General features: G+C 57.2%; 13 protein-coding genes. 9 read left to right on the top strand and 4 right to left on the bottom strand.

Annotated elements, in window-relative coordinates; genetic code table 11:
• Positions 1 to 6 precede the first annotated feature (6 nt).
• Positions 7 to 822 (bottom strand): MerR family transcriptional regulator, encoded by an 816-nt coding sequence (locus RISK_RS02195; RefSeq protein ID WP_236695958.1) that lies wholly within the window; start codon positions 820 to 822, stop codon positions 7 to 9.
• A gap of 146 nt (positions 823 to 968) precedes the next feature.
• On the opposite strand from RISK_RS02195, the gene RISK_RS02190 reads away from it, so the two are divergent.
• From RISK_RS02190 to RISK_RS02150, 9 genes are all read left to right on the top strand, one after another.
• Entirely contained in the window at positions 969 to 1,451 is a 483-nt protein-coding gene (locus RISK_RS02190; RefSeq protein WP_047812593.1) for a rhodanese-like domain-containing protein, read from the top strand.
• A 164-nt stretch (positions 1,452 to 1,615) separates the two neighbouring features.
• Positions 1,616 to 2,152 carry a cytochrome c nitrite reductase small subunit gene (nrfH, locus tag RISK_RS02185; RefSeq protein ID WP_047812592.1) on the top strand — a complete coding sequence of 179 codons (537 nt, stop codon included), beginning with the start codon at positions 1,616 to 1,618 and terminating at the stop codon, positions 2,150 to 2,152.
• An 82-nt stretch (positions 2,153 to 2,234) separates the two neighbouring features.
• Positions 2,235 to 3,797: an ammonia-forming cytochrome c nitrite reductase subunit c552 gene (locus RISK_RS02180; RefSeq protein WP_047812591.1), complete on the top strand. Its 1,563-nt coding sequence runs from the start codon at positions 2,235 to 2,237 to the stop codon at positions 3,795 to 3,797.
• Positions 3,798 to 3,913: 116 nt separating this feature from the next.
• Positions 3,914 to 5,740: an NPCBM/NEW2 domain-containing protein gene (locus RISK_RS02175; protein ID WP_102017498.1), complete on the top strand. Its 1,827-nt coding sequence runs from the start codon at positions 3,914 to 3,916 to the stop codon at positions 5,738 to 5,740.
• A 214-nt stretch (positions 5,741 to 5,954) separates the two neighbouring features.
• Complete coding sequence (gene arsC, locus RISK_RS02170; RefSeq protein ID WP_047812719.1) at positions 5,955 to 6,305, top strand: arsenate reductase (glutaredoxin); 351 nt, start codon at positions 5,955 to 5,957, stop codon at positions 6,303 to 6,305.
• Between the two features lie 130 nt (positions 6,306 to 6,435).
• Entirely contained in the window at positions 6,436 to 7,479 is a 1,044-nt protein-coding gene (locus tag RISK_RS02165) for a prenyltransferase/squalene oxidase repeat-containing protein (protein ID WP_047812590.1), read from the top strand.
• 76 nt (positions 7,480 to 7,555) lie between these two features.
• Entirely contained in the window at positions 7,556 to 8,983 is a 1,428-nt protein-coding gene (locus RISK_RS02160; RefSeq protein WP_047812589.1) for a TolC family protein, read from the top strand.
• A complete protein-coding gene (locus RISK_RS02155) occupies positions 8,976 to 10,232 on the top strand; it encodes an efflux RND transporter periplasmic adaptor subunit (RefSeq protein WP_047812588.1) in 1,257 nt (418 codons plus the stop codon). Before RISK_RS02160 ends, RISK_RS02155 begins: the two co-directional genes overlap by 8 nt.
• Positions 10,229 to 13,336, top strand: coding sequence for an efflux RND transporter permease subunit (locus RISK_RS02150; protein ID WP_047812587.1), 3,108 nt, complete (start codon positions 10,229 to 10,231; stop codon positions 13,334 to 13,336). The genes RISK_RS02155 and RISK_RS02150 overlap by 4 nt, the downstream gene beginning before the upstream one ends.
• A gap of 162 nt (positions 13,337 to 13,498) precedes the next feature.
• Here the strand turns inward: RISK_RS02150 and RISK_RS02145 are convergent, their stop codons facing one another.
• The 3 genes from RISK_RS02145 to RISK_RS02135 all read right to left on the bottom strand — a co-directional run bounded on the left by RISK_RS02145 (position 13,499) and on the right by RISK_RS02135 (position 16,518).
• A complete protein-coding gene (locus tag RISK_RS02145; protein ID WP_047812718.1) occupies positions 13,499 to 14,656 on the bottom strand; it encodes an alkene reductase in 1,158 nt (385 codons plus the stop codon).
• 185 nt (positions 14,657 to 14,841) lie between these two features.
• Positions 14,842 to 15,486, bottom strand: coding sequence for a low molecular weight phosphatase family protein (locus RISK_RS02140; protein ID WP_047812586.1), 645 nt, complete (start codon positions 15,484 to 15,486; stop codon positions 14,842 to 14,844).
• 183 nt (positions 15,487 to 15,669) lie between these two features.
• Positions 15,670 to 16,518: a dienelactone hydrolase family protein gene (locus RISK_RS02135; RefSeq protein ID WP_047812585.1), complete on the bottom strand. Its 849-nt coding sequence runs from the start codon at positions 16,516 to 16,518 to the stop codon at positions 15,670 to 15,672.
• Positions 16,519 to 16,625: the final 107 nt, after the last annotated feature.

Below are 16,625 nucleotides of genomic sequence, written 5' to 3'. Positions count from 1 at the left end.
CATCCATCAAGCGCCGCTCGAGATCAGGAACACAATCTCGGTGAGGTACTTCTTCGGATTCCCTTTGAAAATCATGCCGGGCCCTTTGTGATAGATCTCTCGCGTGGGAACGTGATAGTCCAACGACTGCGTTTTCGCGTGCTTCATGATCTTTTCGTAGGACCGACCGATCTCCTCATACGGTCCTAGATGCATCAACGACAGGGCTCGTCCGCCAGGCAGTTCTCGGACGATGATCTCGTCGCTTGATTCACCTTTCTTCACCGGCATGCAAGCCTCGAAGTCGGCGTCATCTTCTTTGTATTCGGTGTCGTGGTGCAACAACATGGGTTTGCCATGGATGAAACGTCCCATTCGACGTCCAATTTTCGCGAATCCTTTGCCGCATTCGCGGTAGGCCCCCTGCATGCGAATGCTCGCGATCAAACACGGGTCGACGTTCTTCTCCTCGACGGCGTAGCTGGTCTGGTTCATCGTTCGGGTTGCCTCGGTTTCATGGACAATGATTTGATCGAGCAACCCTGCAATGTCGCGATCCTTCTTGATCCGCTCTTTGATTGCATTTCGCTGCAATCTCAAACGTTCGACCATGTCGGCATCGTCACTGTGGTTGCTCAGTATTTCACGAACGTCAGCGACAGAGAATCCCAGTTCACGAAGCTGCGCAATCACCCGTGCCGTGTCGACCTGCGTTTCCGAGTAGTAGCGGTACCCGCTTCCCACTTCGACGCGACATGGCGTCAAAACGCCTTGCTCGTGATAAAACCGGAGGGACTTGATCGTCAGTCCGGTCATCTTCGAAAATTCGCCTATGCTGAACATTCCCGCCATCCTACGGCCTCCTCCAAAGGGAGAGTCAAACGCCAAACTCAGAGATTTTCTGGTTTTTCCAGATCCTCGATCAACCGACAATGTATCCCCTTGCCCACTCCCGTTTGGTTGGCGATTCGCCTCGTTAGGAATCATGCATGATTTGGTTGTCGCAACAGTTTGTCCTCTGGCTCAACCGGATCGCACCCGTCCTCGGTTGGAATCGCGTGGAAGACATTTCAACAGAGGAGCTAGCGAGACGATTGGAACAGAACGATCCAACGATCGTGCTCGTCGACGTTCGATCGGAACCCGAGAGGAGTGTGTCTCATATTCCTGGCTCCATCTCCGACGACGAATTCCGGTCACGGGAGAAAGAGTTCGAAAATCGAACCGTGGTTGCCTCGTGCACCATCGGCGGCCGCAGCTGGATCTTCGCTCAGCGTTGTTTGCGACGCGGGATGAAGGCACGCAACTACCGCTCGGGGATCTTGGGATGGTGCGAATCCGGCGGCGAACTCGTCGCAGCCGATGGCACGCCGACGCAACGTGTTCACACACACAATCGGTTCCTCAGTGCACCGTCTGGTTATGAAAGTGCGACGAGTCAGCACACCCCAGCATCCAAAGCGAGCGAATGAGCACACCAGGTGAACATCGCTCGAGAGGCTTGGTTCAAGTTGCGCGTTTGCACGCAAATATTGACTCATGAGCTGTTTCCCGCTCCCGCGAAACTGCTACATTTCGGCTCACCAAGCGAGTCAGCATCCGCCCTGCTTGGATCACGCAAAAGGAATGGATCATCATGCGATCTGCCACCGGCGATCCATCGGAACCGACGCCAAGCACGAATGTTGGAAAGAAACGGTTCCCCAGAATCGCGATGCTCTTCTGCGTCGCCCTGGGACTGCTCGCCGGTATCGGCACGTTCACTTTCGGTTACGGCAAAGGCGCCAGTTACCTGAGCAACAATCCTGAAACCTGCGTCAATTGTCACGTGATGCAATCGCACTTTGATTCCTGGCAGCAGAGTTCTCACCACCATGTTGCCGTTTGCAATGACTGCCACCTGCCGCATGACAAAATCGGCAAATGGATCGTCAAAGGTGACAACGGATTTTTCCACTCGTTGGCATTCACCATGGGTGGCTACTCCGATCCGATTGAAATCAAACCACGCAACCGCCGAGTCACTCAGAGCACCTGTGTGGACTGTCACCGTGATTTTGTGCATGCGTTGCTGCCAGCGACCCCGCAGGGTGACATGCAGAACTGCGTCCACTGTCATGCCGACGTCGGCCACGCCGCCCACGGCAAAGTGGACTGGATGCATCCGCGTTGACACCGCTTTCGGTATCAACCTCGTTCTTTGACGTTCTTTCTATTCGACCTCTTCTTTCAATCTTCGTTCGCAAAGGTTTGTCATGTCCGATCAGCAACCACGCAGCTTCGGATGGCTGATTCTATTGACCGCACTGACCGCTTTCGCAACGTTTGGCGTTGTCGCGTTGCTGGTCAACATTTTCGAACGCAAACAGGAAGCCCGGGTGCCCTTCACCCGAGTGGTGGAGGTCACAGAAATCAGCACGGACCCAGAACCTTGGGGTCTGAACTTCCCGCAGCAATACGAGGACTACCTGAAAACCGTTGACGACGACTACACCGACTTCGGCGGCAACCACGCTCTCCCACCCAGCAAACTGGAAGAGTCCCCCTGGCTGAAACGATTGTTCGCCGGCTATGCCTTCAGCATCGATTATCGCGAAGCACGCGGTCACGCTCACATGTTGGCCGACCAAGAAGTCACCAAGCGAGTGACCGACGTTCAGCAATCCGGTGCTTGCTTGCATTGCCACGCGTCCATCGCCGCCACGTACCGACGCATTGGACTGGAAGAACAGGGCAAACCGACGGACGCGAAATCCCTGGCCGATGGTTTTCAACAGGAAGCGGTCTTGGCCGGTTTCCGTGCGGTCAGCACCAAGAAGTACGAAGAAGTGCACGCTGAAATTGACCAAACACCTGATGGATTTGACGCCAGCGGCGATCCTCACATCGGCGGTGCCCATCCTGTTTCTTGCGTGGACTGCCACGAACCTGAAACCATGGCGATACGAGTCACTCGCCCCGGATTCATCTTGGGCATCGACAAACTCGCCAAAAGCGACGCCGAGGTCCCACACCTCCCCAGCGTCCAGGCCTGGCGAGATGGCGGCAAGCAAGGCGTCTACGATCCGAACACCATGGCGACTCGCCAAGAGATGCGATCATTCGTCTGCGGCCAGTGCCACGTGGAGTACTACTGTGCGAACAAGATGACGTTGACCTACCCCTGGAGCAACGGCCTGAAGATGGAGAACCTCGAGGCGGAATGGGACGCCACCACGTTCCCTGATGGCGGCGAGTTCTACGACTACGTCCACAAAACGACCGGCACAAAAGTCTACAAAGCCCAACACCCGGAGTTCGAACTCTGGAGCCAAGGCATTCACGCCCGAGCCGGTGTCAGCTGCAGTGATTGCCACATGCCCTACGAAAAGGTCGGCGCCACCAAGGTCAGCAGCCACTGGGTTCGCAGCCCCATGATGAACATCAACAAGGCTTGCCAAACCTGCCACAAGGTTCCCGAGGCTGAGATCAAAGCTCGTGTCGATGTGATCCAAGACCGAACACGAGCCCTCATCGACCGCGCGGCCAGTGCGATGACAGAAATGCTGGACGCGATCATCGAAATCCAAGAAGCCGGCGCGACCGAAGAACAACTCAAACCCATTCGCGATTTGCAACGCAAAGCGATGTGGCGTCTGGACTACATCGCCAGCGAAAACAGCAAGGGATTCCACGCCAGCCAAGAGTCCGCACGAATCCTGGGCGAATCGATCGACTACAGCCGGCAAGCGATTGTGAAAGCGTATCGGCTCGGTTTGCCAGCTTCCGAGTCCTCCGATCCAGAACCGGAAGATTCAGAAACCCCTGATGGCGATTGATGCTCTTGGCGAGGCTTTCGCCCCTTGATGAGCCTGCCCTGCGTGGTAGATCATGGTCTTTCTTGATGCCCGCCGACCATTGATCTCCCTCCGGAAGCAGAGCGTAATCCTCGCCCATGAAGCCCTCCACGCTGTTCGTTTTGATTGGGATCGTGGCTGCGATCACAGGGGACATCCATGAATGTGCAGGCCAGTCGCCTGCCATCGTTCGGATGCAGGCCTCGGCACCGTCAATCACCATGGCTCGCAAACGGATCGGTCAGGCGGTCAAAGCGGATCCAATTGATTCGCCCGGCCGCGTTGTCGTCGTGTACTTCACCCCTCGCGACCGTCCTCCCGCGGCCAATCACAGCTCTCGCATCCGCCGAATCGTGGAGGAAACCGCCGGGTTCTACGAGCGTGAACTGAAACGGCATGGCTTTGCCAATCGGTCGATGCATGTGCTGCGGAACCAACGTGGACAAGTCGACATCATTGATGTGGTGGGCGAAGAGACCGACTACGACAAACCCGATGGTCGACGAATTCGAGAGGAAGTGATCCCGGTGTTGCGCCAACGCGGGATCGATGCCGACGCCTCGGTGTTGCTGCTGTTTTGCAACTTGATGGATTACGATCCGGTCGCCAGCAAGATCTCACATCACAGCCCTTACTACGGCGGTGGAAATCACTTGTCGGGAACTGCCTGGCAATGCGATTCTGAGATTCTCGATCCTCGTCGTTTTCGTGACCCAACCCCGATCCGAGATGGTGAGTACGGACGCATCACCATCGGTCGCCACAACTCCATCTTCATTGGAGGCGTGATCCATGAACTGGGTCACGCTCTTTCGCTGCCGCATTGTCGCCAACGTCCCGATGAAGCCGAACGCGGGACGGCACTGATGGGAGCGGGCAATCGAACCTATGCCCAACAATTGCGTGGCGAAGGCAAGGGGACGTTTCTAACGCAAACTCATGCGCTGCGATTGGCTGCTCATCCAGTCTTCAACCGACAGGTCCCCCGGTCCATCCACGACCGCCCAGCGACTGACTTCAAACACTTGCTCGTTTCGGCTGGACCTCGACGTTCGGTTCAAGTCGCCGGACAGGTCAGCGGCACCCTCCCAGCCCATGCAGTGGTTGCTTACTTCGATCCCGATGGAGGCGGTGACTACGACGCCACCACCGCGTCCGCGGTTCCCGATCCGAACGGAAAATTCGCACTGCACAGCGGCCCCCTTCGTCCCAAAACGTCCGGCGAACTGCGGCTTGTGTCGTGCCACATCAACGGGACGACAAGCACACGTTCCCTTCGGTACAGCGTCAACGCCGATGGCAGCCCCGATCTGTCCGTCGCAAGACTGGAGTTGGAACTGAAACCAGTGATGGATGAGTTGCAAACCGGAACGGTCGACAACGCCAAGGCGAGACTCAGTGAGATCGCTAGCTCGGATCCTGACCTCATGGAAATTGGCCAACGTGTGCTGGATCGTTTTCAGACGCTTGAACCAGCGATTTCAATCGATGCAAATCAGGTTCCTTCGGACACAAACTCCGTTTGGCTCTCAACGATTCGCCCACAAACCGCCGAGGTGGGTTGGCTGCGGCCAACTTACAATTCCGTCCCAGACAAACAGCGTTTGCTGTCGCTGGGTGGCGACTACTTTGCGCATGGAATCTACGCCCATGCACCCGCGAAACATGCCTATCCGATCGAAAAGAAGTGGAAACGCTTTCGCGGTCGCTGTGGTATTCAAGGCAACCTGTTTGGGCAAGTCGACTTTGAGATCCTTGGTGATGGAAAATCACTTTGGAAAGCCACTCGCGTGACCGCGGGCGAAGGCAAGACGTTTGACCTGGATGTAAGCCAAATCCAAACTCTCACGCTGAAAGTGACCGATGGAGGCAACGGCACCGGTGGCGATTGGGGCGTCTGGATCGAACCGCTGCTCACTCGATGATTCCCATTCGCGATTGTGAATTCTGTATGTCTGACAGTTCCCACAAGAGCTTGTGATCTCAAAAGCAGTGGTTGCCGGTGGGACTTGTGGCCAGGCAGAAGAAAGCCAGTGCTCGCCAACCGGGATTGAACGATCTCAACTCAGCGTTTCTGATATTCCTCCAGCTCGTTTCGATTTCACTGGCATCGCTTTCCACTCCTCTCTCGTCCACCGCATGACCACGATCTACCACAACCCACGTTGCACCAAGTCTCGTCAAGCTCTGCAGCTACTCGAAGAACACGGCATCGAACCGGAAGTCATCCAATACTTGGACACACCGCCGAGCAAGAAGAAACTCATCGAGATCGTGAAGCTGCTGGGCATCCCAGCGGAAGCCTTGGTTCGCAAAAAGGAACCCCTCTTCAAAGAATTGAACCTGGGTGAACAAACGCTGACCGACCAACAATGGATCGCGACCATGGTGGAGCATCCCAAATTGATCGAGCGTCCGATCGTGATCCACAACGGCCAAGCAGCGATCGGTCGTCCCACTGAAAACATTGTTGAGATTCTCGACGCCTGATCGGGGTCCGATTGCAAACGAGTTGTCCGGTCAATCTCCACCGTGATCCGATGAACTTCTTCAGCGTGCCTCACTCGGTCGCGATAGGATGGTTGGCCCCCGCGTCCATTCCCATCTGCGAGTCGCTCCGATGAATCCTCTTTTCCGCGTTGCTGCGTTGGGTGTGTTGCTTGGGGCTGGTGGTGCGATCCAGAACGGCCAGTCTGCATACTCGCAAGACACGCCCCCCTTTCCGGACACCACGCGAACGATCCAAAAGGGATTGCAGCATGTCGAACAGGCCGGTGAACGCTGGATCGAAAGACGTGGCTGTGTTTCCTGCCACCAAGTCCCCACGCTGATCTGGAGTCACCAAGCTGCCCGACAATCAGGCGTCCCCGTTCGTCTCAGCAACCTTGCCCATTGGGGACGATGGTCGACCGATGTGGTCAACTTCGTCAAACCGGCACAGAAAGCCGACGTGGATCACTCCGCGACCATGGCGTCCAACATCGACACGATGACGCAGCTCTTGTTGGCGATGCCCCGGGCATCTGCCCCCCCAGGCCAATCAGCCCTCGGTGAGAAAGACTGGCGAGCACGCTTTGCCCAAAAGTTACTCAAGGAACAATCGGAAGACGGATCGTGGCGAGCCTGCGGGCAACTCCCCGCCCAGCGGCGACCGACCGATGAGACCACCGCGACAACGACCGCTTGGACCGCTCTCGCCTTGATGCGTGAACCGGTCGAGTTTGATCCTGCCACGGCGGTTCATTTCATCGATTCCATCGAACAGCCGAAGTCAGCGGAGTACTTGGCCACTCGACTGTTGCTCGCTCATCAGATGGAACCTCATTTGACCGATCAGCCCCCGACTCAAACCGCGACGCAGCGATGGCAAGCGAAATTGCTGAAGCACCAAAACGACGATGGTGGCTGGGGCTGGAAGTTAAACGAGGGCAGTGATGCTCTGGGCACCGGATACGCCCTGCATGCCCTGGCAATCTCGGGCGCGGACTCAAACGCTCTGGAGCACGCCGCCAAGTACCTGGTCACGACACAGGAAGCCAACGGACGCTGGAAAGTGCCGGGCACCAAGGCTTCCGCGAAGGGTGCGACCACCCCAACGGCAGACGACTGGGGAAGTGCCTGGGCGGTGATCGCCTTGTCGACCGTCGTGAAACAGGACAAATGAGGCTGGAGGCCTGTAACAAGACCTGGATTGGCCTGGATTTCGGAGCACCGAATCCGGTAGTTCCACTTTCATGTCTATGGTTCGATTAGCGAGGTTCCTACCCGCCCGGTGGCTGATTGCGTTGCTGCTGGTCGGTGCGGGCTGCGCCAACCCAGACAACACCTGGACGTTTCAATCTCAAACGCCGCCTCCGTTTTCCGCAGAAGGTGAAGTGGTTCAACCAGACCGCTGGTGGACCAGTTTCAACGACCCGACACTCAACGCCGAAATCGAAGTCGCGTTGCAAGGCAACTTCACTCTCGCGGCGGCACTGCAACGATTGCATGCGGCACGGGCTGTGACACGACGCGAAGCCTCGGATCTGTGGCCCGACTTGAATGGCATTGCGGACTATGGCAGCACCATGGGTCCGGGCAGTGATCGCTCCAGTTTCATCTGGGGATTGGACGCGGGGTACCAAGTCGACTTGTGGGGCGAAATCGAATCTCGTGTCGACGCGGAACGCTTGCGGACGTCTGCCACGCGAGAAGACTACCAGGCAATCGCGCTGACACTGTCGGCTGAGATCGCTCGGACGTGGTTCTCGCTGATCGAAGGCCACGCTCAGATCGAATTGCTCAACGAACAACTCGACAACAACGAAATGGGACTGGCACTGCAGGAAGCTCGTTTCGCCTCGGGACTGATTCGCAGCCCCGATGTGCTGCGGCAACGCCAACTGGTCGAAGCCACGCTGGAACAAACGGTAGTGGAAAAGGTCCGGATCGAAGTCCTGGAACATCAACTCGCTGTCCTGCTCGGCGAAATGCCTCAAGCCGCGGAATACGACCCCGGGTCCGATCTGCCGGCCCTGCCACCACTACCGTCCACGGGCCTGCCGTCGGAATTGCTGAAACGCCGTCCGGATGTTCGACGCGATTACCTGGCTTTCCGTGCCGCCGATCGAGACCTCGCATCCGCGATCAGTGCCCAGTACCCGCGGATCAACCTCACCGGCTCTCTGCTGAATGTGTCGGAATCCCCCGAGACTGTGTTCCGCGATTGGTTTGTTTCGATTGGTGCACAAATGATCGCCCCTCTGTTCGACGGTGGGCAACGTCGAGCCGAAGTCGACCGAAATGCGGCGGTGAAACGCGAACTATTCAATATTTATGGGCAAACCATGCTGAACGCTTTCAGCGAGGTGGAAGACGCACTGGCCCAGGAACGGTACCAACTCGAACGCATTGAACACCTGGTAAATCAGGTCGAACTGGCTCGCCAATCATCCGAGCAATTGCGTGAGCAGTACTTGATCAGCGACGCGACTTACCTGGATGTGCTCAGTGCGATCACCGCCCAGCAAAGATTGCAGCGCGAACTGCTTTCCGCTCAACTAGACTTGGTGCTCATTCGCGTCTCGCTGTACTTGGCGTTGGCCGGCGATTTTGACACCCGTTCGCAAGACTTTGAATTATTGGAATCCACCGTGGAAATCATTCCGGAGACCGTTGTCGATGAATGATGCGTCGAAACAGCGACCTCAGTGGCGCTGGCTTCGCATCCTAGGAACCATCATCACCTGCTTGGCCATTTTGGGAGCGTCCGCCGCTGCGGTGTTCGTGATCAACCGAACCGAACCCACCGCCCAGCAGATCAATGCCACCCGAAAATCGGCGGCTTTGGTGGAAACCATCCCAGCGGAACGAGGCAATTATTCACCTCAAGTGGTGGTGCTTGGAACGGTCGAACCCGCCCAGGACATCACCGTCAGCCCGCGCGTCAGCGGACAAGTCATCGAACTTTCCCCGGAATTCATTCCCGGCGGCATGGTTCGTCAAGGCGAGCGCCTGCTGCGGATCGATCCAGCCGATTTCGAAAATGCAATCTCGATCAGCAACAGTGAATTGCTGCAGAAAGATGCCTTGTGGGAAATCGAACAGGCTCGCCAGCGGTTGGCCGTGAAAGAGCTGGAAATGCTCGAGGGCACCATTGACGACACCAACCGAGGCTTGGTGTTGCGTGAGCCACAAATCGCTTCCATCAAAGCGGAGATGGCCGCAGCCAAGGCCGCGATGGAACGCGCCCAATTGGATCTTGATCGGACGGAGGTCACCGCTCCCTTCGACGCTCATGTTCTTTCCCGTTCGGTCAACATCGGTTCACAAGTTGGTCCCGGGGACGAACTCGGCCGCCTGATTGGTCTGGACGAATACTGGATCATGGCCGCTGTTCCGGTGCGGACTCTGCGTTGGGTTCAATTCCCCGAGACAGCGGAGGATGACGTTTCGATCGAAGGTTCCAAAGTCATCCTTCGACACCCAGATGCCTGGGGTCCAGGCGTCGAGCGAGAAGGGCGGGTCGCCCGGCTGATTGGCACTCTCGATCAACAAACACGCCTGGCCCGCGTTCTGATCACCGTGCCGGATCCACTCGGTCGTGAATCCAAGGCGCCGCCATTGATTCTCGACACGTTGATCGAAACCCAAATCGAAGGCCGCGAAATCCAAGACGTCGTGCGATTGCCACGCGACTACGTTCGCAATCAAGACACCGTCTGGGTCATGAAAGACGAACAACTCGAGATTCGGGAAACGCAGGTTGTCTTTCGGGATGCAGAGTACGCCTACATTCGCGACGGGATCGAAGCGGGCGAAGACATCGTGATCACGACCCTGGCAACCGTGGCCAATGGAGTTGGACTGCGGAAGATCACGACTGAGGAAGCCGACCCGAACGTGGACTCTGACGAAACTGAGAGGGCAACCGAGTGACCTCGTTGTCGAAAATGGTTCCGGAGGGTGGCCCGATCGCCTGGATGGCTCGCAATGCGATTGCAGCCAACCTGCTGATGCTGCTGTTGCTCGGTGGTGGGATCTGGTCTGCCTTCGCGATCCAGAAGGAGGTCTTCCCGCAGTTCCAACTCGACATCGTCGAAGTGACCGTCGGCTACCCAGGGGCCGCTCCCGAGGAAGTCGAGCAGGGGATTCTGCGTCCAATCGAAGAAGCCGTTCGCGGCGTCGAAGGGATTCGTGAACTCACCAGCGAAGCTCGGGAGGGACGGGGGGAAGTCCTGATCGAATTGGTCGCCGGCGAGAACCGCATGAAGGTTCTGCAGGATGTCGACCAAGCGGTCAGTCGAATCCGCACCTTCCCGGATCAAATCGAACAACCCGAGGTCCGCCTGCAATCACGCCAACAAGAAGTGATGCAGGTGGCGATCTATGGCCCCATCGATATTTGGGCCCTTCGAAAGCTGGCCGAACAACTTCGCGATCAACTGCAATCCAAAGAACAAATCACGCAAGTCGAACTGCGCCGCGTTCCGGCGTATGTGACCCATGTCGAAATCCCGCGGCAACGCCTGCGCGAATACGGACTGACGCTGCCTGACGTGGCTCAGGTCATTCGCGAATCCAGCCAAGACGTGGCGGCGGGATCAGTGCAGACCACCGCGGGTGAAATCCTGCTCCGCGTCAAAGCTCGCAAGCAATGGGCGGAAGAGTTCGCTGGCATTGAAATCGTCTCCGGACGCGATGGCCCGATGGTGACTCTGGGCGACATTGCCACAATTCGCGACGGATTCGAAGACGTTGGATTCCACTCTCAGTTCAGCCAAACGCCGTCGGTTGAACTCGATATCTTTCGTGTCGGTTCGCAGTCTCCCATCGATGTGGCGGAAGCGGTCCACGAGACGATGGCAGAATTTGAATCCGCGCTTCCACCTGGTGTGAAGTGGCGAATCGACAGCAACAACGCCGAAGAGTTCCGTCGGCGATTGATGCTGGTCGCAGAGAACGCTGCGATGGCGGTTGTGATTGTGCTGGTGATTCTGTCGCTGTTCCTAGAATTCCGCTTGGCATTCTGGGTGATGACAGGCATGGCCATCTCATTCATCGGCGGCGTGCTGCTACTGCCGGCCGCCGGTGTCAGCATCAACATGATTTCGCTGTTCGGTTTCCTGGTCGTCTTGGGCATCGTCGTCGATGATGCCGTGGTGGTGGGAGAAAACGTTTACGAAAAACGACAGACACTCCAGGATCACGAGGCGGCCGCCGTTCAAGGCACCCAAGAGGTCGCCGGCCCGGTCACTTTCAGCATCCTGACGAACATCGTCGCATTTGTCCCGCTGCTATTCATCCCCGGCGAGACGGGCAAGTTCTGGGGCCCACTGCCGGTCGTCGTGATCATCGTGCTGTCGCTGTCGTTGGTTGAATCCCTGTTCATTCTTCCTGCTCACTTGGCCCACGCTCGCGACGCAGATCGCAAACGCAACGGAATTGGCGGCCGATTGCATCATGCCCAACAGCGATTCAGCCAAGCGTTCAACCGGTTGGTTGAATTCTTTTATCGTCCCATCCTGGTCGTCAGCCTTCGGCATCGATACGTCACCGCTTCGCTTGCCTTGGCATTGTTTGTGGTCATCGGTGGCTATGCGACCAGCGCACACATGGGGTTGATTCTGATGCCCGAGGTGTCGGCCGATGAAATCGAAGCCGGCGTGCGAATGCCGGTTGGCACGACTCAGGCCCAGGCCGCGAAAATCGCTGACACGGTGACCCAGGCCAGCATCCGAATGTTTGATGAACACAACCTGTATGAGGTCGCCGAAGGCATCAAAACCAATGTCCGCGGGCAAAGTTTCATCGACGTGGAAATCGTGTTGAAGCCACCAGACCAGCGTGACATGACCGCCAACCAAGTCATCGAACTGTGGCGAGAACACATCGGTGATTTGCCCGGTGTGAACCAAGTCACGTTCGAAGCGGAGAGTGGCCCAGGTGGTCACCGCCGTGACATCAGCATTGACCTCAGTCACAGCGACATCGAAGTGCTGGAAAAAGCGGCCACGGCGTTCGTCGATCGAGTCCAACTGTACGCCAACGCCAAGGATGTCAGCGACAACTACAACAAGGGCAAAACCCAATACGATTTCCACTTGCGCCCTGAGGGGCGTTCACTCGGTCTGACCGACGAAGAACTTGGCGAACAATTGCGAGGTGCCTTCTTCGGATCATTGGCACTGCGCCTGATCCGAGGGACCAACGAAACCGAAGTTCGCGTCAAACTTCCCGAAGAACAACGCGAGGACGTTCACAACCTTGAAGATCTGATCATCCGCACTCCAAGCGGCGCTGAAGTTCCCTTGCTCGATGTGGCTGATGTCGAAGAGACACTCGCCTTTCGATCCATCAATCGTCGCGATGGGCGACGCGCCATCAATGTCTCGATGGATGTCGAACCCAAGCGTGCTGCCACCCAAGTCATCGAAGCCCTGCGAGCCTCAGAACTCCCCCGGCTCCGTGAAGACTTCCCTGGCATCACGTGGAGCTTCGAAGGCAGCGACGCCGAAATGCGGCAAGCCACGGCGTCACTGTGGGGATCGTTCGGATTGGCTCTCGCCGTGATCTATTCGTTGCTTGCGATTGCTTTCCGAGGTTATGTGCAACCGCTCATCGTCTTGGTCGCGATCCCGTTTGGTGTGGTGGGGGCGATCATCGGTCACATCATGCTGGGATATGACTTGTCACTGGTCAGTTTGATGGGCGTGATTGCCCTGTCGGGTGTGGTGATCAATGACTCACTGATCATGATCGACTACGCCAATCGACACCGAAAAGGCCAGTCCGCCTTCGACGCGATCTCACAAGCCGGACTGCGTCGTTTCCGCCCAATCATGCTGACCACGTTGACGACCTTCGGCGGACTGATGCCGTTGATCTTCGAGGACTCCCTGCAGGCCCAGTACATCATTCCCATGGCAATCTCTCTGGGCTTCGGAATCCTCTTCGCCACCGGGATCATTCTCGTGCTGGTACCGTGCCTGTATTTGATCCTGGAAGACATCCAGGAGATGTTCGTGTCGGAAACGGAATGACCGCCGTGATGTCCAGCAGGTAGGCCGGATCAAGCCGCTTCGGCGCTGCTCCGGCAGATCAAGCTGGACTTTCGAGGAAAAGTCATTGCCAGAGCGCGCCACAAAGCCACCTTCACTCGGCGAATGCCAAATGCCGCCCGGGGTTCCACCCAAATTTCCGGCTCATTCCGCGTTGCAGGCTGTCGGTACTTTGACAGCGTCCTCAGGCGCGGCAGCTTCATAGGTTGGGAAGTCCGTGTAGCCATGCGCGTCGTGCGAATACCAAACCGACATGTCGGCTGTTTCAGCCAAAGGCCAACCGTTGGCGAAACGTTCGACGAGGTCAGGATTGCTGATGAACGGCCGGCCGAACGCAATCAGATCCGCTGCTCCGTCCACGATGGCCTCTTCCGCGGACTCTCGGGTGTAGCCCACGTTGCCCATCAACGTACCGCTGAAGACCTTTCGAAAATCAGCCAGCGTCATCGCGGGACCAAGTTCATGGAAACCAAATCCGGTGCCATCCATCACGTGCAAGTAGGCCAGCCCATACCCGTCGAGTTGACGAGCCACATAGGTGAACTGCTCGACGTACTCTGGCGATCCCATGTCGTTGAATGACCCATTGGGTGCCAAGCGAACACCCACTCGATCGCTGGGCCATACACTGGTGACGGCATCAACCACTTCGCCAAGCAACCGATATCGATTCTCAATGCTTCCGCCGTACTGGTCGTCGCGTCGATTGGATTTTGACTGCAAAAACTCGTCCAACAGGTACCCATTGGCAGAGTGGACTTCGACGCCATCGAACCCAGCTGACTTCGCACGTTCGGCCGCTTGGCGATAGTCCTCCACAATGCCCGGCAATTCGCTGGTTTCGAGAGCACGCGGGACCTCGTACGGTTTCTTCCCTGAGGGAGTGTGCACGCCGTCGCCTTCGATCGCGATCGCCGAGGGTGCCACCGGCAACTCACCGTCATGGAAATCACTGTGCGAAGCGCGTCCAGTGTGCCACAACTGCAAGAAGATTCGGCCACCCGCACGATGAACCGAATCGACCACGAGCTTCCATCGTTCCGCCATTTCATCGGTGTAGATGCCCGGTGACTGAGGCCATCCAATGCCTTGCTCCGAAACCACGGTGGCTTCGCTGATGATCAAACCAGCCGACGCTCGCTGGGTGTAGTACTCAGCCATCATCTCGTTGGCCATCCGTTCCACCCCGGCGCGAGCTCGCGTCAGGGGTGCCATCACGATGCGATTGGGTAGAGTCAGCCCGCCCATTTCAAGGGGCTGAAACAAGGCGGACTGGGATGCGTTGGAACTGGGGGTGTTCATCTTCTGCGAGCCGTTGGGGTTGGTTTCAATCGAGCGGTTCGGTCCATCTGAATGGGTCGCCACCTCTCGGGGCGTCGCACTGTAGATGTCCGGCTACGGTGATGCCCCGCAAACCACATGCCTCCACCGACGCCACGCCAGCATCCCAAAGAACGACCGACACCAAGATCGGACGGTGCAACGACTCAAATCAACGACATGGCGTAAAGCATTTCCCGGGCGATCTGCTGAGAGCGTCCGTCGTAAATTTCAGCTTCTTCCGGCGTGTCATCGGAGACCTTGGGATCCTCGTAGCGGATCGGCAACCTCAGGTCGCATCCCGGGACGTACGGGCAAGCCTGATCCGCGCTCGAACACGTCATCACCGCCGCAAATTGAGCGGTCGGATTGGGCGACTCGTTGTAAACCTTCGAAAAGCACAGCAACGGTTCGCTGTGGTCTGCATAGCGAACGGCGTAAGTCGGATTGCTCTCATCCTCGGTTTGGACGTCCACCTGAAACCCCGTCCGTTTTAAAGACTCCACCACACGAGGATTCATCGCCGTCGCTTCGGTGCCGCCAGAGAACGTTTGAACGTTCTCCAGCCCGAACAGATCAGCGGCCACCTTGGCCCAAATTTGGGTCAAATGACTGCGGCGTGAATTGTGGGTGCAAATGAAGGTCAATTGCACCCGTTCCAACTTCTGAACTTCGTCGCGAATGTACCCAGCCAATTGCTTCAGATCGCCCTTGCGATCCTCGGGGATCTGGTCCGTCTCAGTGCGACGTTGTTGAACAAAGGCATCCAAGGATGGGAACAAACCAATGGTGCGCAGCTCACTCATGGACACTCTCAAGGGCAGGCGAAAACCGGTACACATTCAAAGGACGGTCGCCACAACCAAATCGTGACAGATGGCAATCGTCCAACGACGATCAACGATATTGCGTCCCAATCCTGACGTCAACCAGACCGTCGCCTCCCAGTTATCAGGCCCAGTTATCAAGCCCAGCCATTGCCTGCGAATGCTGCCTCAGGCCAAGGCCTTCTCGAACAACGCGAGCATCCGGCTCCAAGCTTTCTCAGCTTGCTCTGGATTGTGAACTCGCGTGTCGGGAGGGCACCAACCGTGCCCCGCAGGGTAGACTTCGATCTCAGCTGCGAGATTGGCCTCTTCAAACGATTCCTTCAGCACGGTTTTCGCTTCCGGATCGCGTTGGTCATCGTTCTCCGCAACCGCGATCAGAAAGTCCGCTTTCATCTTTGGAATCAACCGATGCGGGCTGTCGTCCCCGTCGGACACCAATCCGCCACCATGGAACGTCGCTGCCGCACCGATGCGATCGGGAACCGCAGCGGCGGTTCGAAAGACGATTGGCCCACCCATGCAATAGCCCGTTGTGCCAATCGGTTTGCCCGTGTCGACCTGGGCTTGCTTGTCCAACCAAGCCACAAACGCTTGCGCATCGGTGGTGTGCGTTTCCGGGGTCAGAGAGCGAGCCAAAGGCCGCACCTCTGCGATCGACGTGTTGGCCCCATTGGCGGCCGTCGGAGCTTTTTGTTGGCGATAAAACGGATTGACCACCAACACGCTGTACCCCGATTCGGCCAAGCGTTTTCCCATTTGACGAAAGGCAGGACGCAAACCAAAGATGTCCGGCCAGATCAAAACAGCCGCATGCGATCCCGAGGAAGGAGCCACGAAGTAAGCGTCACACTTGCCGTCCGGCGTTTCGATCTCAACGTCGCGTCCGCTGACTTCCGCCGCGTCGGCGACTTTGGGAAGCATCATGGCAGCACCAATTCCAGCCGCGGCCAAGGTTCCGATATCACGACGCGAATACTTCTTCAGATCTTCTTCGAAATGATCCTGGTCACACATTCTGAACTCAACCTTTTGAGGGGGTACGTGGAAGGGGCTTGAGAAACAAATCCGGAGTGACACTATCGTTCGCCAGCCACATCCAGACGACTCACGAACTGTGACAC

This window comes from Rhodopirellula islandica, assembly GCF_001027925.1.
Classification (GTDB): Bacteria; Planctomycetota; Planctomycetia; order Pirellulales; family Pirellulaceae; genus Rhodopirellula; species Rhodopirellula islandica.
The sequence above is the reverse complement of the archived record's forward strand: the minus strand, read 5'-3'. Positions and strand labels throughout refer to the sequence as shown.